Origin of the sequence: Nocardioides panzhihuensis (genome assembly GCF_013408335.1) — a bacterium.
GTDB lineage: Bacteria > Actinomycetota > Actinomycetes > Propionibacteriales > Nocardioidaceae > Nocardioides > Nocardioides panzhihuensis.
Genome location: NZ_JACBZR010000001.1, coordinates 3695176 through 3713994, shown reverse-complemented (window position 1 = coordinate 3713994; position 18819 = coordinate 3695176). Strand labels below are relative to the sequence as shown.

General features: G+C 69.0%; 16 protein-coding genes. 5 read left to right on the top strand and 11 right to left on the bottom strand.

Annotated features, from left to right (window positions below; all coding sequences use genetic code 11):
• Nucleotides 1-247: 247 nt before the first annotated feature.
• Together BJ988_RS17600 and BJ988_RS17595 are read left to right on the top strand one after the other, a co-directional pair.
• A complete protein-coding gene (locus BJ988_RS17600; protein ID WP_179659179.1) occupies nucleotides 248-1498 on the top strand; it encodes an aromatic ring-hydroxylating oxygenase subunit alpha in 1251 nt (416 codons plus the stop codon).
• A gap of 20 nt (nucleotides 1499-1518) precedes the next feature.
• Nucleotides 1519-2709, top strand: coding sequence for an FAD-binding oxidoreductase (locus tag BJ988_RS17595; RefSeq protein ID WP_179659178.1), 1191 nt, complete (start codon nucleotides 1519-1521; stop codon nucleotides 2707-2709).
• Here the strand turns inward: BJ988_RS17595 and BJ988_RS17590 are convergent, their stop codons facing one another.
• On the bottom strand, nucleotides 2710-3384 hold the full coding sequence (locus BJ988_RS17590) for a GntR family transcriptional regulator (protein ID WP_179659177.1): 675 nt from the start codon (nucleotides 3382-3384) through the stop codon (nucleotides 2710-2712).
• A gap of 288 nt (nucleotides 3385-3672) precedes the next feature.
• On the opposite strand from BJ988_RS17590, the gene BJ988_RS17585 reads away from it, so the two are divergent.
• The 3 genes from BJ988_RS17585 to BJ988_RS17575 all read left to right on the top strand — a co-directional run bounded on the left by BJ988_RS17585 (nucleotide 3673) and on the right by BJ988_RS17575 (nucleotide 9277).
• Nucleotides 3673-5475 (top strand): BCCT family transporter, encoded by a 1803-nt coding sequence (locus tag BJ988_RS17585; RefSeq protein WP_246321516.1) that lies wholly within the window; start codon nucleotides 3673-3675, stop codon nucleotides 5473-5475.
• A gap of 27 nt (nucleotides 5476-5502) precedes the next feature.
• Nucleotides 5503-7794 carry an FdhF/YdeP family oxidoreductase gene (locus tag BJ988_RS17580; RefSeq protein WP_179659175.1) on the top strand — a complete coding sequence of 764 codons (2292 nt, stop codon included), beginning with the start codon at nucleotides 5503-5505 and terminating at the stop codon, nucleotides 7792-7794.
• A 190-nt stretch (nucleotides 7795-7984) separates the two neighbouring features.
• Complete coding sequence (locus tag BJ988_RS17575) at nucleotides 7985-9277, top strand: hemolysin family protein (protein WP_179659174.1); 1293 nt, start codon at nucleotides 7985-7987, stop codon at nucleotides 9275-9277.
• Between the two features lie 37 nt (nucleotides 9278-9314).
• On the opposite strand, the gene BJ988_RS17570 is transcribed toward BJ988_RS17575, so the two are convergent.
• From BJ988_RS17570 to fabG, 10 genes are all read right to left on the bottom strand, one after another.
• Complete coding sequence (locus BJ988_RS17570; protein ID WP_179659173.1) at nucleotides 9315-9962, bottom strand: response regulator transcription factor; 648 nt, start codon at nucleotides 9960-9962, stop codon at nucleotides 9315-9317.
• Entirely contained in the window at nucleotides 9959-11158 is a 1200-nt protein-coding gene (locus BJ988_RS17565; RefSeq protein ID WP_218860940.1) for a sensor histidine kinase, read from the bottom strand. The genes BJ988_RS17570 and BJ988_RS17565 overlap by 4 nt, the downstream gene beginning before the upstream one ends.
• Nucleotides 11159-11163: 5 nt before the next feature.
• A complete protein-coding gene (locus tag BJ988_RS17560; RefSeq protein WP_179659171.1) occupies nucleotides 11164-11754 on the bottom strand; it encodes a hypothetical protein in 591 nt (196 codons plus the stop codon).
• Between the two features lie 103 nt (nucleotides 11755-11857).
• Complete coding sequence (locus BJ988_RS17555; protein WP_179659170.1) at nucleotides 11858-12805, bottom strand: NAD(P)-dependent oxidoreductase; 948 nt, start codon at nucleotides 12803-12805, stop codon at nucleotides 11858-11860.
• Nucleotides 12806-12821: 16 nt separating this feature from the next.
• Complete coding sequence (gene kdgD, locus BJ988_RS17550; protein ID WP_179659169.1) at nucleotides 12822-13736, bottom strand: 5-dehydro-4-deoxyglucarate dehydratase; 915 nt, start codon at nucleotides 13734-13736, stop codon at nucleotides 12822-12824.
• Between the two features lie 245 nt (nucleotides 13737-13981).
• The gene (locus tag BJ988_RS17545) at nucleotides 13982-15307 is read right to left on the bottom strand and encodes an MFS transporter (protein WP_218860938.1); all 1326 of its coding nucleotides are present in this window, start codon (nucleotides 15305-15307) and stop codon (nucleotides 13982-13984) included.
• Nucleotides 15308-15514: 207 nt separating this feature from the next.
• Nucleotides 15515-15967, bottom strand: coding sequence for a MaoC family dehydratase (locus BJ988_RS17540; protein ID WP_179659168.1), 453 nt, complete (start codon nucleotides 15965-15967; stop codon nucleotides 15515-15517).
• The gene (locus BJ988_RS17535; protein ID WP_179659167.1) at nucleotides 15967-17190 is read right to left on the bottom strand and encodes an acetyl-CoA C-acetyltransferase; all 1224 of its coding nucleotides are present in this window, start codon (nucleotides 17188-17190) and stop codon (nucleotides 15967-15969) included. Before BJ988_RS17535 ends, BJ988_RS17540 begins: the two co-directional genes overlap by 1 nt.
• Before the next feature lie 13 nt (nucleotides 17191-17203).
• Complete coding sequence (locus BJ988_RS17530) at nucleotides 17204-18085, bottom strand: FAS1-like dehydratase domain-containing protein (RefSeq protein WP_179659166.1); 882 nt, start codon at nucleotides 18083-18085, stop codon at nucleotides 17204-17206.
• Entirely contained in the window at nucleotides 18082-18819 is a 738-nt protein-coding gene (gene fabG / locus BJ988_RS17525) for a 3-oxoacyl-ACP reductase FabG (protein ID WP_179659165.1), read from the bottom strand. Before fabG ends, BJ988_RS17530 begins: the two co-directional genes overlap by 4 nt.

Genomic DNA, 18819 nt, shown 5'->3' with positions numbered 1-18819 from the left:
CCGGCACGCAAGAGCGGCCCGCATGCCCTGTGCATGCGGGCCGCGTCGCGTACATCGGCGGGCGCGCGTAAATCCTGTGACCGAATCGACATCGATCCGTTGACAGCGTCACATTTGGCGCGGCAGAATCGTTTCACGGTACGCAGTAGTTGTGCAGAGCGAAACAACTGTTCACTGACGGGCCGCTGTCATCTTGAACCCCGGTACCTGCCCGGATCTGAGCGTGGGAGACATGAGCGTGACGCGAATGAGCATCGAAACGACGCCTGCGGACCTGGCGTCCTTGGCGGACAGGCGAGCATCCGGCTACAGCCTGGAGGCGCCGTTCTACACAAGCTCGGAGATCTACGAGCAGGATCTCGACATCGTCTTCGGGCAGCACTGGATCTTCGCCGTGGCCGAGGCCGAGATCCCGGACCCCGGTGACTACGTCACCATCGATGTGGGCGCGCACTCCGTGATCGTCGTCCGCGATGACGACGAGAACGTCCGCGCCTTCCGGAACGTGTGCCGGCACCGCGGATCACGGCTGCTCGAGTCCGCATGTGGCTCGATCGGCAACATCGTGTGCCCCTATCACCAGTGGACCTACCGGGTCGACGGCAGCCTGATCTTCGCCGAGTCCCAGCAGGACTCGTTCGAGTACGACAAGTTCGGGCTCAAGCCGGTGAACGTCCGCGCCGTGGGCGGGCTGGTCTTCCTCTGCCTGGCCGAGGAGCCGCCGGCCGACTTCGACGAGGTCAGCGAGTTCCTGGAGCCCTACCTGAAGCCCTACTCGCTCGCCTCGGCCAAGGTCGCCCACCAGACCGACATCGTGGAGGAGGGCAACTGGAAGCTGGTGATGGAGAACAACCGTGAGTGCCACCACTGCGACGCCTCCCACCCCGAGCTGGTGACGGCCTACTTCCCGATCAGCCGGTACGAGGCCAAGGACGTGCCGCCGCGTATGCAGTCGACCTTCGAGCGCTACCAGGCGGCGCAGGCCGATCTGGAGAAGGCCTGCGCGGCCATCGGCTTTCCCATCGGCGAGCGCTGCGAGCTCGAGGGGCGCGCGACGGCGTTCCAGATCTCGCACCTCCCGCTCGACGGCGCGGGGGCCTCGTTCGGCCCCGACGGACAGCAGCTCTGCGCCAAGCTGATGGGGTCCATCGAGGACCCGAGGTTCGGAGATCTCTCGCTGCACATGCAGCCCAACTCGTGGTTCCACTTCCTCGGTGACCACGCCGTCGTCTTCTCGGTGATCCCGCTGGCGGTCGACCGGACGCTGGTTCGGACGACCTGGCTGGTGAACCCGGAGGCCGTCGAAGGGGTGGACTACTCGGTCGAGTCGCTCACCTCTGTCTGGCGGGCCACCAACGACCAGGACCGCGTCCTGGTGGAGGGCACGCAGCGAGGAGTCGCGGACCCGGGCTACGTACCCGGCCCGTACTCGATCGTCGAGGGCGAGGTCGACGCCTTCGTCACCTGGTACGTCCAACGCGTCCAAGCCAACGCCTAGCAGGATTCGGGAGCACACACATGAGCATCATGGAGACGGACATCCCCAAGGTGTCGGAGCCGAACTCGTTCGGCCTGCAGAACGGCCGCCCGGCGGTCGTCCGTAGCAAGCGGATGCTGGAGCCCTGCTGGGCCGAGAGCGACGTGATGGACCTGGTGTGCAGCCAGGTTCTGGCGGTCACCCATGATGTGAAGACCTTCGTCTTCACGACACCCGAGCGGCGCCCCTTCGACTTCGAGGCGGGCCAGTTCATCACGATGCGGGTCGAGATCGACGGCGAGATGATGACTCGCTGCTACACGATCGCCTCCCCGCCGACCCGGCCCGACCGCCTGGCGATCACGATCAAGCGGGTCCCCGGCGGCGTGGTGTCGAACTGGCTGCACGACAATCTCGAACCCGGCAACTGGATCTCGATGCACGCTCCGGCGGGCGCCTTCGTGCTGCCGGAGGAGGACGCGCCGAAGTATCTGTTCCTCTCGGCAGGGAGCGGCATCACGCCGGTGCTCTCGATGACACGGACCCTGTACGACCTCGGCTCCGAGGCGGACATCCTCTTCGTGCACAGCGCGCGCACGCCGGCCGACATCATCTACCGCGGCGAGCTCGAGGCGATGGCTCGCCTGATGCCCAACCTGCGAGTGGTGGAGATCTGCGAGGGCGATGCCCCCACCGAGCGCTGGATGGGGCTGCAGGGACGCATCTCCAAGCCGGTGCTCGAGATCCTGGCCCCCGACCTCAACGAGCGTGAGACGTTCATCTGCGGACCCGAGGGCTACATGGCGGCGGCGAAGTCGCTGCTCGAAGAGCTCGACTACGACATGTCGAAGTATCACGAGGAGAGCTTCGACCTCAGTGCGCCCGCGGCGCCTGTCCTGCCGGCCGGTCCACCGACCGAGCAGGAAGCCGAGCAGGACGCCGCGGATAAAGCCGCGGAGGAGGCCGCGATCGGGTTCTCGGTCGAGTTCGCGCGCAGCGGCCGCATGATCACCTGTGGTCCGGACGAGACGCTGCTGGAGGCGGCGGTGGCCGCCGGCATGCGGCCGTTGGCCGCCTGTGGTCAGGGCATGTGCGGGACCTGCAAGGTGTCGATGCTCTCCGGAGAGGTCGACATGCAGCACAACGGCGGGATCCGGCCGAAGGAGATCGCCAACCAGAAGGTGTTGATCTGCTGCTCCAAGCCGCTGGGAGACATCCAGCTGGACTGCTGATCAGAGGACCTGACGGATCTCTCGCTCGAAGCCGCCGATGTGCTCGAGGGTGAGCTTCTCGGCCTGGTCGCCGTCACCCGCGGCGACCACGCTGAGGAGCTGCGCCTGCTCGACGACGTGGTGGGCCAGGTCGGGAAGGCGGTCGATGACCATCCACCAGATCCGGATGGCGAGGTTGTCGTACCTGATCAGAATGTCCTCGAGGTGAGCGTTGCCGCTGGATTGGTAGATCAGGCCGTGGGCGGCCTTGTCGACCTGCATCAGCGCGGTGCGGTCGCCGTCGCCCAGCTTGCCCTTGCCGATCTGGGCAGCGAGGGCGCGCATCTGCTCGCGCTGCTGCTCGGTCGCGCGCTCTGCGGCGGCGCGGGACGCGTGCGGCGCCAGCTGGCGCCGGATCTCGGCGATCGCGCTGAGCTCGGTCGCGTCGATGGTCGTCGCGAACGTGCCGCGGCGGGGGAAGGAGTGAACCAGGTGGTCGGCCTCGAGGCGCTTGATCGCCTCCCGCACGGGGGTGCGGCCCATGCCGATGGCGGCGGCGATCTGAGCGTCGTTGATCGGCGCCCCCGGCCGGATGTCGAGCATCACCAGGCGGTCGCGGATGTAGAGGTAGGCCTGCTCGGCAAGCGAGGTGGCGGGGGGATTCGCCGTCGTTGCCAGGATCTCGTCAACCGTCATGAATCCATGCCCTACTCGTCCGTTCCTGCCTGTGCACTTTTAACCATCTTAGGCTGATACATCAGTCAGCGGGCAATGACGTGCCGAACGCCGCGCGCCCGCCGCGGCCGTCCCGAGTCGAACGGCTCGTCATCGCGATCCGGTCCTTGCTCGTGTGATGCATCACATATATGATAACTAGTATATCAGCATCTGCCCGGGATAGCGCCCCGCTGAAGTGCCGCGCCCGGAGCCTCGATGGCACCGACAGATGCTGCTCATCCCCAAAGCCCTCGATCGGAGCGCGTCATGAGTTCATCTGCAGGCAGCGGAGACATTTCCCCGGAGGCGTCACGCCCAGCCGCCGGCCAGAACGGGGCCCCGACCCATCCGGCCCTCGACTGTCCTCCCGAGGAGCCTGCGAAGGACACCGGGGGGCTCGACCGCGTCGTCTTCGGGGTGTCGGCAGTCATCGCGGTCGGCTTCCTGGTCTGGGGATTCGTCAGCACCGAGTCGCTGGCGTCGGTCTCGGGGCGCTCGCTGTCGTGGGTGATGGCCAACCTGGGCTGGCTCTTCGTCACTACGGCGTCGACCTTCGTCGGGTTCGTGCTGTGGCTGGCGTTCGGCAAGTTCGGGAACATCCCGCTCGGTAGGGACGGTGAGGAGCCCGAGTTCCGCACGGTCTCGTGGATCACGATGATGTTCAGCGCCGGCATGGGGATCGGCCTGATCTTCTACGGCGTCAGCGAGCCGATCAGCCACTACGTCTCGCCTCCGCCGGGCACAGCCGGCGACGGCCAGTCCGAGCAGATCCAGACCGCCATGGCCACGACTCTCTTCCACTGGGGGATCCACCCGTGGGCGATCTACGCCCTGGTCGGGCTCGCGATCGCGTACAGCGTCTTCCGCAAAGGGCGCGGTCTGCTCATCAGCTCGGTGTTCGAGCCCCTCCTCGGGCGCCACGCGCACGGTGCCGGCGGGAAGATCATCGACATGCTCGCGATCTTCGCGACGCTCTTCGGGTCGGCGGCGTCGCTGGGGCTGGGGGCGCTCCAGATCCGCAGCGGCCTCGAGATCGTCGGCGGGATCGGCTCGACGGGCAACGGCATCCTGGTCGTGATCATCGCGGTGCTCACGGTCGGGTTCGTCGTCTCGGCGGTCTCCGGTGTGGCCAAGGGGATCCAGTGGCTCTCGAACATCAACATGGTGCTCGCCGTCTCGCTCGCCCTGTTCGTCTTCCTGGCCGGGCCGACCGTCTTCATCCTCAGCCTGATCCCGACGACCGTAGGGAGCTACTTCCAGGAGGTGGCGATGATGTCGGCGCGTACGTCGGCAGAGGGTTCCGAGACCGCGACGTGGCTGTCGAGCTGGACGGTCTTCTACTGGGCGTGGTGGCTCTCGTGGACGCCGTTCGTCGGCATGTTCATCGCGCGGATCTCCCGCGGTCGGACGATTCGCCAGTTCGTGACCGGCGTGCTGCTCGTTCCCTCGCTGGTGAGCCTGGCCTGGTTCGCGATCTTCGGTGGCGCGGCGCTCAACCTGCAGCAGAACGGCGTGGACATCGCCGGCGCGGGTGGTGTGGAGACCCAGCTGTTCACGACCCTCGAGTCCTTCCCGCTCGCGACGGTGGCCAGCGTCGTCGTCATGATCCTGGTCGCGCTCTTCTTCGTCTCGGGGGCGGATGCGGCCTCGATCGTCATGGCTACCCTCTCCGAGCGCGGCTCCATCGAGCCGGGAAAGCCGACGGTGATCTTCTGGGGCGTCGCCACCGGTGCCGTCGCTGCGGTGATGCTCCTGGTCGGTGGTACCGACGCGCTGAGCGGCCTGCAGACGCTCACCATCGTCGCCGCCGTGCCGTTCGTGCTGGTCATGATCGCGTTGTGCGTGTCCCTGGTGAAGGACCTCCGGGCGGACCCGCTGGTGGTCCGCGCCGAGTACGCCTCCAGGGCCGTCGAGCAGGCCGTGGTCTACGGGGTCTCCGAACACGGCGACGACTTCGTCATCCGGGTCTCCCGCGACCCGGATGCGCCTGCTGAGGCGGTGGAACTGGTCGAGATGGCTGACGAGCCGGTGGTCGAGCTGGCCGACGAGCTGCCCAGGTCGGCCAGCTAGCACGAGTCGCGAGAAGGAGCGGTTGTGGTGAAGCGAGACGCGAACGGTGCGTACCCGGTGGGCGATCCGGTGGACGCGCTTGGTGTCAGCGAGCCGAAGACGTGGGCCGCCGGTGTCCCGGCGGTGCGCAAGGCGATCGAGTACTCGTTGAAGCAGACGTCGGTGCGGCGTACGGCCTTGACGTTGTTGAACCTCAACCAGGCCGACGGGATGGACTGTCCCGGATGTGCCTGGCCCGACCCGGGGCACCGGGCGAAGAACGAGTACTGCGAGAACGGCGCGAAGCACATCGCCGACGAGGCGACCTCGCGTCGGGTGACGCGCGAGTTCTTCGCCCGGCACTCGGTCGCGGAGCTCGACGGGAAGTCGGACTACTGGCTCAACCAGCAGGGCCGGCTGACCGAGCCGATGGTCAAGCGGCCAGGTGCGACCCACTACGAGCCGATCAGCTGGGAGGAGGCGTTCGAGACCATCGGCACAGAGCTCAACGGTCTCGACTCTCCCGACGAGGCGCTGTTCTACGTCTCGGGCAGGCTGAACAACGAGGCCGCGTTCCTGGTGCAGCTCTTCGCCCGGGCCTTCGGTACGAACAACCTGCCTGACTGCTCGAACATGTGCCACGAGTCCAGCGGCTCGGCGCTCAACGAGACACTTGGGATCGGCAAGGGCAGCGTCCAGCTCGAGGACATCTACAACGCGGACCTGGTGTTCGTCGTCGGCCAGAACCCGGGTACGAACCACCCGCGGATGCTGTCGGCGCTGGAGGAGACCAAGCAGCGCGGCGGCAAGGTGCTCGCGGTCAACACGCTGCCCGAGGCGGGACTGATGCGGTTCAAGAACCCGCAGAAGGCTCGTGGCGTGGTGGGCCGGGGCACCCAGATCGCGGACCAGTTCCTGCAGATCCGGCCCGGCGGCGATCTCGCCCTGTTCCAGATGCTCAACCGCCTTCTGCTCGAGGCCGACCGGGACGCAGGGGGAGGGGTGCTGGACTGGGAGTACATCGCGGAGTACACGACCGGGTTCTATGCCTTCGCCGAGCATGCCCGCGCGATCAGCTGGGAGTCCGCGCTCGAGGCCACCGGGCTGACGCGGGAGGAGATCGAGGCGGTCCACGAGCAGGTGCTGGCGAGCCGGTCGGTCATCGTCTGCTGGGCGATGGGGTTGACCCAGCACAAGCACGGTGTTCCGACGATCCGCGAGGTGGTCAACTTCCTCATGCTGCGGGGCAACATCGGCAAGCCTGGTGCGGGCGTGTGCCCGGTCCGGGGCCACTCCAACGTCCAGGGCGACCGGACGATGGGTATCTGGGAGAAGATGCCCGACTCCTTCCTGGACGCGCTCGGTGCCGAGTTCGGCTTCGACCCGCCACGCAAGCACGGATACGACTCTGTGGACGCGGTCCGGGCGATGCGGGACGGCAAGGCGAAGGTCTTCATGGGCGTCGCCGGCAACTTCGTCCGGGCGATCTCGGACAGCGACGTCGCCGAGGCGGCGCTGAGGAGATGCAGCCTGACGGTCCAGATCTCCACCAAGCTCAATCGCTCGCACACCGTTGTCGGGCAGACGGCGCTGATCCTGCCCACGCTGGGCCGCAGCGACATCGACGTCCAGGCGAGCGGCGAGCAGTTCGTGACCGTCGAAGACTCGATGAGCTCGGTGCACGCGACCCGCGGCAAGCTCGAGCCCGCCTCGAAGAGCCTGCTCAGCGAGGTCGCGATCGTCTCGCGCATCGCGCGAGCCACGATCGGTCGCCGCTACGGCATCGCGTGGGCGGACTTCGAGGCGGACTACAGCCGGATCCGCGGTCGCATCGCTCGGGTGGTGCCGGGGTTCGAGGACTTCAACGAGCGGATCAAGGAGCCCAACGGCTTCGTCCTCCCGAACCCGGTCAACTCCGGCGTCTACCGCACGCCGAGCGGCAAGGCCGTCTTCACGCGCAACGACCTGACCTGGCTGCAGGCGCCACCGGGCCACCTGATCCTGCAGACGCTGCGCTCGCACGACCAGTGGAACACCATCCCGTACGCGATGGACGACCGTTACCGCGGCATCCACCAGGCCCGCCGAGTGGTGATGGTCAACCCGGACGACATCGCCGAGCTTGGGCTCGCCGACGGCGACCGTGTCGACATCGTCGGGGTCTGGAAGGACGGTGTCGAGCGGCGGGCACCCGGATTCACCCTGGTCGCCTACCCGGCGAGCCGGGGCTCGGCGGCGGCGTACTATCCGGAGACGAACGTCCTCGTGCCGCTCGACAGCGTCGCCGAGGGCAGCAACACCCCGACCTCGAAGGGGGTCGTGGTTCGCTTGGAGGGCTGACGAGCGAGGTCGGGCGGTGAGCTTGCTCATCCGCTCGCGCCGAGCGAGGAAGTCCCGCCGCCGAAGGCGGCCGGTCGCCGCGCCGGAACCGGGCTGACGTGCATCGGAGCTGTAGATTCTTGTGCGTGAAGAAGAAGCCTCGAAGTTCCTACCGCTCACCTGGGATCGACACGACGGGTGAGCGGGCATGATGGACACGCAGACATTCCTCAGCCTCGGGCTGGTCCTGGTGTTCGTACTGGTCGGCGGTGTCTTCGCGGCGACCGAGCTGGCGCTGGTGTCGTTGCGGGAGAGCCAGCTGGCCGCTCTGGAGCGTCAGGGGCCTCGCGGGGCCCGAGTGGCGCAGGTCGCCCGTGATCCCAACCGATTCCTGGCCGCGGTGCAGATCGGCGTGACCGTCGCGGGCTTCCTCTCCGCGGCCTACGGTGGGTCGGCGATCGCTCCGGACGTCGCGCCCTACCTCGAGCGTCTCGGCATGGGTGAGGCGCTCGCCGAGACCACGGCGCTGATCGTGCTGACCCTGTTCATCGCCTATCTCTCCCTGGTGCTGGGCGAGCTGGTGCCCAAGCGGCTGGCGCTGCAGAAGTCCGCCGGCATCTCGCTCGCCGTCGCGCCCGTCCTGGACCGCTTCGCCAACGTGATGCGGCCGGTCATCTGGCTGCTCTCGATCTCGACCAACGCCGTGGTGCGTCTGCTCGGCGGCGATCCCAAGGCCGCGACCGAACAGGTCTCGGAGGAGGAGCTGCGGCAGATGGTCTCCACGAACCAGGATCTCGAGGAGGAGGAGCGCCGGATCCTCCGTGACGTGTTCGCCACCACCGAGACGACCTTGCGGGAGGTGATGCGCCCACGCGGCGACGTCACCTTCCTGCCCGCCTCGATGCCGCTTCCCGCGGCCGCCGAGAAGGTGCGCGACCTGCCCTACTCCCGCTACCCGGTGACCGGGAAGGGCTTCGACGACATCCTCGGGTTCCTGCACGTACGCGACCTGCTCGGTGTCACCGCGACCGATCAGCGCACGATCCGGGACGTGTGCCGTCCGGTGCTGGCGCTGCCGGGGACCAAGCGGGTCATCCCGTCGGTCGCCACGATGCGGGAGGGCGGCACCCATCTGGCGATGGTGGTGGACGAGTACGGCGGCACCGACGGCATCGTGACCCTCGAGGATCTCGTCGAGGAGATGATCGGCGACATCCGAGACGAGTACGACCACGGCGAGACCCGCATCCGCGACCACGGCGATCTGTCCCGGATCGACGGCGCGATGACGCTCGAGGACTTCGCGGACACCACCGGCATCGAGCTCGAGGACGGCGGCTACGAGACCGTCGCGGGCTACCTGATCTCCCGGCTGGGGCACATCCCGCAGGTCGGAGAGGTGCTGGCCGCCCCCGGCGGCACCCTGGAGGTGGCCGCCCGCAACGGCAACCGGATCACCGAGATCACGGTGCACCCCGAGGCGTCACCTCCGCCGGCGGAGTGAGAAACACGAGACGGCGGTGATGAGGTTCCGGGGCGCTCTACCGGCGCCCCGGACCGACGTACCCGGACTCGTAGGCGACGATCACCGCCTGGGTTCGGTCCCGTGCCCCGAGCTTGGCCAGCACTCCGGCCACGTGCGTCTTCACGGTCTCGATCGTGACCACGAGATCGGCGGCGATCTCGGCGTTGGACATCCCTCGCGCCATCAGCCGTAGGACCGTCCCCTCGCGCTCGGTCAGGCGCCGTACCGGTCCCGGATCGCTCGTCCCCGCGAACCGCTGGGCCAACGAGCGGATGGCGGCGGGGAAGAGCAACGACTCGCCGCCGGCGACGACATGCACGGCACGGATGATGTCTTCAGGAAGCGCACGCTTCAGCAGGAACCCACTCGCACCGGCGCGGAGCGCGTCGTAGACGTGCTCGTCGTTCTCGAAGGTCGTGATCACCAGGACCTTCGGTGCCCCCGGCTCGCTCAGGAGCAGCTTGGTGGCCGCGATCCCGTCGAGGCGGGGCATCCGCACATCCATCAGTACGACATCCGGCCGGCTCCGGCGAACTTCGGCGACCGCCTCCGACCCGTCACCCACGGAGCCGACGATCTGCAGGTCGGGCTCGGCGCCTAGGATCGCCTGCAGGCCACTGCGGACCAGCGGCTCGTCGTCGACGATCACCACCTTGGTGCTCATCGGGTCGATCCTTTCGGCACGGTCACTCGTACGGCCCAGCCGCCCTCGTGTCCAGGCCCTGCCCGGAGCTGACCGCCGAGGAGCTCGACCCGCTCGCGGACTCCTGCGAGCCCGTGGCCGCCTCGATCCGCGGATGCCACGGGTCCGGCTTGGCCCGCCTGGTTCTCCACCGACGCGGTCAGCTCGCTCGCTCCGATCTCGAGCCCGACCGTCGTCGGCACGGAGCCGGCGTGCCGGTGCACGTTCGTCAGACTCTCCTGGACGATGCGGAACACCTCGCGAGAGATCACCGCCGCCACGCACCGGACATCGCCGTCGACCCGCAAGGTGACCGGAAGGCCAGCCCTGCGGTGTTCGACCACGAGCTCGTCGAGGTCGGCCAGAGTGGGTTGCGGCGATCGGGGCGATGTCTCCTCGCGCAGCAGCCCGAGGAAGTCGTCGAGGTCGGCGACGGCCAGCCGGCCGGTCTGCTCGATGGCTGAGAGCGCTTCCTCGGCGAAGTCCGGGTCGGAGCGGACGAGCCGCCGCGCGGCAGTGGCCTGGAGGGTGGTCACGGTGAGCGCATGTCCGATCGAGTCGTGCAGCTCGCGCGCCAGCCGAGCGCGTTCGGTGAGCTCCCGGCTCCGCGCCTCGAGCTCGGCGAGCCGGGTCTCCGGGTCCGGCCCCAGCATTCGGGGCGCAGCCCACCCCATGAGGGAGGTCGCAGCCCACACCACCAGCAGCGTGCCTGCAATGAGGCCGACCGCGACCGGCGCCGCCCAGCCTCGGCCGAGGTCGAGCACCGAGCCGATCTCGCCCGCGATCGTTCCGTCGGTGACCGCGGCGAGGATCAGGCCGAGCGCGGCCGGCGGGGCGATGACCGAGAGCAGCGATGTCACCATGCCGAGCGTCAGGTGCAGGACGAACCACAGTGCGCCGAGCCAGCGGTCGCGACCTGTTCGAACCTCTGCGACGGTCAGCCCCGGTGAGACCAGGTGCGGGACGAGGGCGGCCTCGAGCGTACGGACGACGGGCAGGAAGGCTGTCGCCGCGAGCACGGTTCCCCCGGCCAGGGAGCCGAGCGCCACCGTCGGCGTGCCGGGGTTCGCGACGAGGCCGGGAAAGGCGAGCGGCACCGCGACGACGACGAGGAGCAGGTAGGGGGCGCAGAGCGCCCCTCCCAGCACGAGGTACACCCACCGTCGCACAAGGACCATGTCGGTCATCCTCCCAGAAGGACTGTTCGTCCGGCGGTGTCCCGAGCACGCCGACGCCGTACGAAGTCGGCGGTGACGATGAGTACCGTGGGACCCCAGAGAAGGAGCGGCGCGTAGCAGGCAGTCATCAGCCACGACCGTGCCGTCCAGTCGCCAAGGGTGCCCATCTCTGTGGTCCAGCCCCGTGCGACCAGCACCGCGAGGTAGGTGGCGGCCAGCCCACCGGAGATCCCGAGCGAGGCCGCGAACCAGGTGGGCACCCTCTGCCCGCCGACCAGTGGTATCCACCCGGGAAAGGTCTCGCCCCACCAGCGCACCAGGCCCAAGGTGAGGTACGCAAGGCCGTCGCTCAAGACACCCAGGCCGATCAGGTAGAGGGCCCGCAGCCACAACGGCACCCCCATGAGGTCGTCCATCATCGCTGGACTCAGTCCCATCGACACCCCGACGATCAGCGGGAGTCGCCACAGGGACGATGGCACCGGCGTCAGTGCGGAGAGGGCCGCCACTCGGCGCACCCACCGTGGGGCCTCGGGTGTGCCGGTCGGGGGTCGCTCGGTCGTCTGGGCTGCGCTGGTTGTCGTCTCGGGGTTCATGTCGACGACGCTAGAAGCCGGCGCGCTCGTCCACCTCCCGCCTGCGGACGAACCTGCTCCCTCGCAAGGGGGAATCGGCTAGCTGGTGGGCACCCTCCGCCGCTTACGACACCTCGGGGACGGGGGTCAGCACGGTTCCGTCGGCGAGCCAACGGTCGAGGTTGTCGAGGGCCAGCTGCTCCATGGCGGCGCGGGTCTCGACGGTGCCGCTGGCCAGGTGGGGGAGGAGCACGACGTTGTCGAGGGCCATCAGCTCCGCGGGGACCGTTGGCTCATCGGTGTAGACGTCGAGCCCGGCGCCGGCGATTCCGCCGGTGAGGAGCAGGTCGACCAGGGCGTCCTGGTCGACCACGGAGCCGCGCGCGATGTTGATCAGGTAGCCGTCGGGGCCGAGTGCCTCGAGCACCTGGCGGTCGACGAGGTGCTGCGTACCGCTGCCGCCGGAGGTGGCGAGAACCAGGATGTCGACGTCGGCGGCGAGGTCGGCGGGGGAGGCGGCGTAGGCGTAGGGGGAGCCGGGCACCTCGCGGCGGGAGTGGTAGGAGATCGGGCAGCCGAAAGCCTCGAAGCGGGTCGCGATCGCCTGGCCGATCCGGCCCAGGCCCACGATGCCGACCCGTTTGCCCGAGACCTTGCGGGTCAGGGGGTAGGAGGCCCCGGACCAGTCGCCGCGGCGTACGAACCGGTCGGCTGCGCTGAGCCGGCGCAGGGTGTCGATGGCGAGGCCGATCGCGGTGTCGGCCACGCAGTCGGTCAGGACGTCGGGGGTGTTGGAGATCAGCACCCCGCGTGCGGCGGCGGCCTCGACGTCGGTGGTGTCGTAGCCGACCCCGAAGTTGACGATGGCGCCGAGCGCGGGCAGCTGCGCCATCAGGTCAGCCGGTACGCCGGTGCGCCCGGTGGTCACCACGGCGCCGATCGAGGCGCCGTGCTCGGCGAGGAACGCGGCCCGGGTGTCGTCGTCGGGCAGCACGAGCGCGTCGTACCGCTCGGTGAGGGTGGCGGCCAGGGACGGTTTCAGCGGTCCCACCTGGAGGATGCGGCGGCTCACGGGCTTCTCCTGTCGGTCAGACGACGGTCTTGACGAGGGCGGTCAGCTCCGCCAGCTCCTGCTCGGTGAGGTCGGTCAGCGGGGGACGTACCGGACCGGCCGGGCGTCCGGCGGCGGTGAGGCCGGCCTTGACGATGGAGACACCGTAACCGGCCCCGCGGTCACGGATCGCGATGTAGGGGACGACGAAGTCGCGGAGCCGGGTGAGCACCTCGTCGCGGTCGTGATTTCGTACGGCCGTGTAGAACTCGACCGCCCATCGCGGGGCGAAGTTGAAGATCGCCGAGGAGTAGGTGCTGGCGCCCAGCTCCAGGTAGGGCAGCGCGTAGGTCTCGGCGGTGGGGAGGCCACCGATGTAGACCAGGCGGTCGCCGAGGCGGGCGTTCAGCGTGGCCATCAGGTCGATGTCGCAGATGCCGTCCTTGAAGCCGATGAGGTTCGGGAACTCCGCGGCGAGACCGAGGATCGTGTCGGCGTCGTAGCGGGCGTTGGCGCGGTGGTAGACGACCACGCCGAGCGAGGTGGCGGAGCAGACGCGGGCGACGTGCTCGTACAGGCCACGGCTCGACAGCTCGGTGAGGTAGGGCGGCAGCAGCAGGATGCCGTCGGCACCGTCCGCCTCGGCACGCTGCGCCATCGCGACGGCCTGGGAGGTCCCGTAGCCGGCCGCTCCGAGCACAGGGGTGCCGTCCTTGACCTCCTCGACGGTCGCCTTGAGGACCCTGGACACCTCGTCGTGCGTCAGCGAGAAGAACTCGCCGGTGCCGCCGGCCGCGAACAGGCCGGCGACGTCGAAGCCGTTGAGGTGCTGCAGGTGTGCGCGGTAGGCCTCCTCGTCGAAGGCGTAGTCGGCGGTCGCATGCGTCACCGGGAACGACAGCAGCCCGGTGCCGAGGGCGTCACGGAGCTCGGTGGGGGTATAGCGGCCCATGGGATCTCCTCAGGGGTTCGACGACGTCGGATCCTGAGGCTAGGGAGCGGAAGCGATACGCGTCCAACATCGCGACGGCATCGCGCGATGCCCTAAGGGCATTGCCTGACCTGCTGGGTCTGCCGTCGATCCGGCTCCTGCCCAGGCACGGTGCCCGGCGACGTCCATCCTGATCGACGTGAGTCGATGGATTGGGATGGACGTCGTCGGGCACGGGCCCTCATTGCCGCCGGCGGTCCAGGGGCTCAGCGCGTCGAGGAGACCGTCGCTGGCCCATCCGCGGCCTCCGTCTCGGCGGGGGTCCGGCCGAGCAACGCGCGGGAGCAGAACAGGGAGATCACCGTCGTCACGACGCCGAAGGCGACCGGCACCGCGATGCCGCCCGTGGTGTCGAGGAGCCACTGCAGGATCATCGGAGTGGTTCCGCAGAGAGCCCCGGAAAGGCCGTACGTGACCGAGATGCCCGTGTAACGGACCCGGGCAGGGAAGGCCTGGGCGAGCATGCCGGCCATGATCGCGTAGAACATCACGTCGGGGATCGTGGCGATCACCGCGCCGATCATCGCGAGCGTCCAGTTGCCGGTGCCGATCAGCACGAACATCAGCGCGAGCGCAGGCACCTCCAGGGCGAGTAGAACGGTGACAAGGGTGCGCGGGTTCCAGCGCGTGGCGAGCACCGCCCCGAACGGCTGCACGAAGAACTGCACGACGCTGGCGATCAAGATGATCGTGAGGAAGGAGTCCTTGGCGAAGCCGAGGTAGGTCGTTGCCCAGGAGAGCGCGAAGGTGTCGCGTGCGTAGACCACGACGAAGACGCACAGGATGCCGAAGACGCCGAGGGTCAGCTCCCGGGAGTTGTTGCGGAACAGCTCGATCACCGGAACACGGACGATCTGGTCGCTCTCCTGGAGGTCCTTCATCGCCGGGGACTCCTCGAGACTGAGCCTGATCACGAGCCCGACCACCACCAGCGCGGCGGAGGCCAGGAACGGCAGTCGCCAGGCCCACTCGAGAAGGGCTTCGTCGGGAAGCAGGCCGGTCACGGCGAGGAAGCTGAGGGTGGCCAGGATCCGGCCGGCAGGAGAGCCTTGCTGGGCGAACGCCCCGAACAGGAAGCCGCGGTCGGCTCTGGTGTGCTCGGTCGCGATCAGCACCGCGCCGCCCCACTCGCCACCGACAGCGAGACCCTGCAGCAGTCGAAATACGATCAGCAGAACCGGCGCGGCGGCGCCGATGGCCGCGTGCGTCGGGAGCAGACCGACACCTACCGTGGTGACGCCCATGAGAAGCAGAGTCAGGATCAGGGAGCGCTTGCGGCCGATCCGGTCACCGAGGTGACCGAAGACCACGCCGCCGAGGGGCCGGGTGAGGAACCCGACGGCGAAGGTCGCGAACGAGAGCAGGGTGGCGACGGCGGGCTCGGCGTTGCTGAAGAACAGCGGTCCGAAGACCAGGGCGGACGCGGTGCCGTAGATGTAGAAGTCGTACCACTCGATCGTGGTGCCGACGAAGGCGGCGATGCCCGCCTTGCGGGCCATCCGTTCGTCGGGGACGCGCGTTGACTGGGTCATGGGGACTGCTCCTCCGGGGATTGTGTGTCGTCACGCACCGGCATGCGGTGTGACCGCGTTCACACTAAGAACCCGGGCCATTGCACGTCCAACACCAAATGTTGATGGCATTGATATCGAAAATGAGCCAAATGAAGTCGCGGGCATGCCGAAGCCGCCGATCACCCGATGCAGGATCGGCGGCGGATCGGCGGCGTTCGTGAGGGATCAGGGAAGGATCAGCGTGATGGTCTCCGCGACACAGACCGGGCGCTCGGCGCCCTCGGCCTCGACCGTCCAGGCGACCAAGAGCTGGGTGCCGGCCTCGACCGTCCGGACTTCCTTGATCCGCGGCGTGGCCCGGATCTTCGAGCCGACCCTGAGCGGCGCGGGGAACCGCGCCTTCTCGAGGCCGTAGTTGAGCCGTGCGGAGCCGGTATCGATCGTGTAGAGCTCGGCGGCGAAGGCAGGGAGCATCGACAGGGTGAGATAGCCGTGGGCGATGGTCCCGCCGAAGGACGAGGCTGCGGCACGCTCGACGTCGACATGGATCCACTGGTGGTCGCCGGTGATCTCCGCGAAGCGGTCCACGCGATCCTGAGTGATCGGAACCCAGTCGGTGGTGCCGAGGTCCTCGCCGACAACGGCCTCGATCGCCGTGATCGAGGTGAACGTACGCATCAGACCACCCGCTCGAAGACCGCGGCGAGGCCCTGGCCGCCGCCGATGCACATGGTCTCGAGCCCGTAGCGGGCCTCTCGGCGGTGCAGCTCGCGGGCGAGCGTGCCGAGCATCCGTACGCCGGTGGCGCCGACCGGATGGCCGAGGGAGATGCCGGAGCCGTGGACGTTGATGCGCTCGAGGTCCTCGTCGGTGACCTTCCACTCGCGCATCACCGCGAGCGCCTGGGCGGCGAAGGCTTCGTTGAGCTCGATGACGTCGATGTCGGCCAGGGACAGGCCGGCCTTGGCGAGGGCGGCCTCAGTGGCAGGTACCGGGCCGATGCCCATCACGTCAGGACGTACGCCCGCGGCGGCCCAGGAAACGAGCCGGACCAACGGCCGAAGGCCGAGGCGTTCGGCCAGGTCGGCGGTGGTGACCAGGCACATGGCGGCGGCGTCGTTCTGGCCGCTGGCGTTGCCGGCCGTGACGGTCGCCTCGCGGTCGGAGGTGCCGAGGATCGGCCGGAGCTTCGCGAGCGACTCGAGCGTGGTGTCGGCGCGGGGATGCTCGTCGGTGTCGACCACGACATCGCCCTTCCGGGAGGGCACGGTGACCGGCACGATCTCCTCGGCGAAGACACCGCTCTGCTGGGCGGCGACGGCGCGCTGATGGGAGCTGACGGCGAGCCGATCCTGCTCCTCGCGGCCGATGGCGTACTCCCGGCGCAGGTTCTCGGCGGTCTCGAGCATGCCGCCGGGCACCGGGTGGAACCGACCGCCCGGGGTCTGCCGCCCGCGGGTGAGGCCGTCGTGGATCTGGACGCCGGAGCGCGCCCCTCCCCAGCGCATGTCGAGGGAGTAGAAGGCGACGTTGCTCATCGACTCCGCGCCGCCCGCCACCACGATCTCGCTGGCGCCGGACGCGACCTGCATCACGGCGTTGGCGACGGCCTGCAGCCCGGAGCCGCAGCGACGGTCGACCTGCTGTCCGCCGACGGTGACCGGGAGCCCGGCGTCGAGCCCGACCACCCGGCCGATCGCCGGTGCCTCGGCGTTGGGGTAGCAGTGGCCGAGGATGACGTCGTCGATCCTCTCCGGGTCGATGCCGGTGCGAGCGAGCAGGCCTTGGAGCGCGGTGACGCCGAGGTCGACCGGGCTCAGGTCCTTGAAGACGCCGCCGTAGCGGCCGATCGGGGTGCGGACGGGTTCGCAGATGACCACGTCGCGGGCGGTGTCACTCATGGTTGGGTGCCTTTCAGGGGTGGGTGGACAGCTCGGCCGTCAGGCCGGCCAGAGCGGTGCCGTCGGGGCGCCGCAGCGCGACCTCGGCAGTGTCATGGGCGGTGTCGGGAGCGGGGTGGTCGACGGCCACGTGGGCACGGTCTCCGCAGAACAGCGGCGCGGTGTTGCGGTGCCGCAGGCGGCGTACGACGCGATCGGGGTGGGCCAGGCGAAGGGCCTCGGCGAGCACCAGGGTCGAGAGCGGGCCGTGCACGACCAGCCCGGGATAGCCCTCGACCCGGGTGGCGTAGGGCCAGTCGTAGTGGATCCGGTGCGGGTTGGCGGTCGCCGCGCTGAACCGCATGAGCAGGGTCGGGTCGGTGACGAACCGCCAGCCGTCGTCCTCGGCCACGAGCGGCGGGCCTGTCGGTGCGGTCGCCGAGGCGGGCTCGGGGTCCGGGAACGATGCCGGCGTCGGCGCGGCATCGCGGTAGATCAGGTCCTGCCGCTCCATCACGAGCAGCTCGTCCCGGTCGGCGTCGACGAGCCGGGTGTGGACCGTCACGACCGCCAGCCGGCCGCTGCGGCCCTCCTTCTCCTCGACCGAGACCACCTCGGACTCGCGGACGACCTCGGTGCCGACCCGGAGGTCGCTGTGGAAGGTCACCTCACCACCGGCGAACATCCGCCGGGGCAGGTCGATAGGTGGCAGGAAGTCGCCGCGGCGCGGGTGGCCGTCGACGCCGACGACCGACGACACCGGCCAGCGCGGCAGCGCCACCCAGTGCCACAGCGGCGGGAGCACGTCCCCGGCAGCGGGCACCGGAGCGCCGCTGTCGAGGAGAGCGCCGAGCGCGGCGACCGGCCCCGCGTCGAGGGCCTCGACCGACGTCACCCGCCGCGGCCGCCAGGTCACATGAACCTTCCGCCGGTCACCTCGGCGACCGTCCCGGTCATGTACGAGGAGAGCGAGGAGGCGTAGAAGAGTGCGACGTTCGCGACCTCGGCCGGCTCACCGGCGCGACCCATCGGGATCTCGGCCAACTTCTCGTCCCAGATCCGCTGCGGCATCGCCTCGGTCATGGCGGAGCGGATCAGCCCGGGCTGGATCGCGTTGACCCGGACCCCGTGGTGGGCCATCTCCTTGGCCGCGGCCTTGGTGAGGCCGACGATGCCGGCCTTCGCAGCCGAGTAGTTGGTCTGCCCGACCATGCCGACCTTGCCGGAGATCGAGGAGATGTTCACGATCGCGCCGGACTTCTGCTCACGCATCCGGGCGGCGGCCAGCCGGGTGCCGTGCCAGCAGCCCTTGAGGTGCACGGCGATCACCTGGTCGAACTGGTCCTCGGTCATCTTCCGCATCGTCGCGTCACGGGTGATGCCGGCGTTGTTGACGACGATGTCGAGCGAGCCGTACGTCGCGACCGCGGTCTCCAGAGCGCGCTCGACGTCCTCGGCGCTGACCACGTCACAGGCCACGCCTGTGGCCATGTCCTGGCCCAGCTTCTTCGCCGCGGCCTCGGCTGCGGCGCCGTCGAGATCGGCGATCACGACCCGGGCACCCTCCGCCACGAAGCGCTCGGCGACGGCGAATCCGATGCCCTGCGCTCCACCGGTGATGACCGCGGTCCGGTTCTCGAGAAGTGCCAT

Bases quoted from the DNA above. Each gene is read 5' to 3' on its own strand.
- BJ988_RS17600 (WP_179659179.1), top strand. From the start codon at position 248: ATGAGCATCGAAACGACGCCTGCGGACCTGGCGTCCTTGGCGGACAGG.
- BJ988_RS17595 (WP_179659178.1), top strand. From the start codon at position 1,519: ATGAGCATCATGGAGACGGACATCCCCAAGGTGTCGGAGCCGAACTCG.
- BJ988_RS17590 (WP_179659177.1), bottom strand. From the start codon at position 3,384: ATGACGGTTGACGAGATCCTGGCAACGACGGCGAATCCCCCCGCCACC.
- BJ988_RS17585 (WP_246321516.1), top strand. From the start codon at position 3,673: ATGAGTTCATCTGCAGGCAGCGGAGACATTTCCCCGGAGGCGTCACGC.
- BJ988_RS17575 (WP_179659174.1), top strand. From the start codon at position 7,985: ATGGACACGCAGACATTCCTCAGCCTCGGGCTGGTCCTGGTGTTCGTA.
- BJ988_RS17570 (WP_179659173.1), bottom strand. From the start codon at position 9,962: ATGAGCACCAAGGTGGTGATCGTCGACGACGAGCCGCTGGTCCGCAGT.
- BJ988_RS17565 (WP_218860940.1), bottom strand. From the start codon at position 11,158: ATGGTCCTTGTGCGACGGTGGGTGTACCTCGTGCTGGGAGGGGCGCTC.
- BJ988_RS17560 (WP_179659171.1), bottom strand. From the start codon at position 11,754: ATGAACCCCGAGACGACAACCAGCGCAGCCCAGACGACCGAGCGACCC.
- kdgD (WP_179659169.1), bottom strand. From the start codon at position 13,736: ATGGGCCGCTATACCCCCACCGAGCTCCGTGACGCCCTCGGCACCGGG.
- BJ988_RS17545 (WP_218860938.1), bottom strand. From the start codon at position 15,307: ATGACCCAGTCAACGCGCGTCCCCGACGAACGGATGGCCCGCAAGGCG.
- BJ988_RS17540 (WP_179659168.1), bottom strand. From the start codon at position 15,967: ATGCGTACGTTCACCTCGATCACGGCGATCGAGGCCGTTGTCGGCGAG.
- BJ988_RS17535 (WP_179659167.1), bottom strand. From the start codon at position 17,190: ATGAGTGACACCGCCCGCGACGTGGTCATCTGCGAACCCGTCCGCACC.
- fabG (WP_179659165.1), bottom strand. From the start codon at position 18,819: ATGGCACTTCTCGAGAACCGGACCGCGGTCATCACCGGTGGAGCGCAG.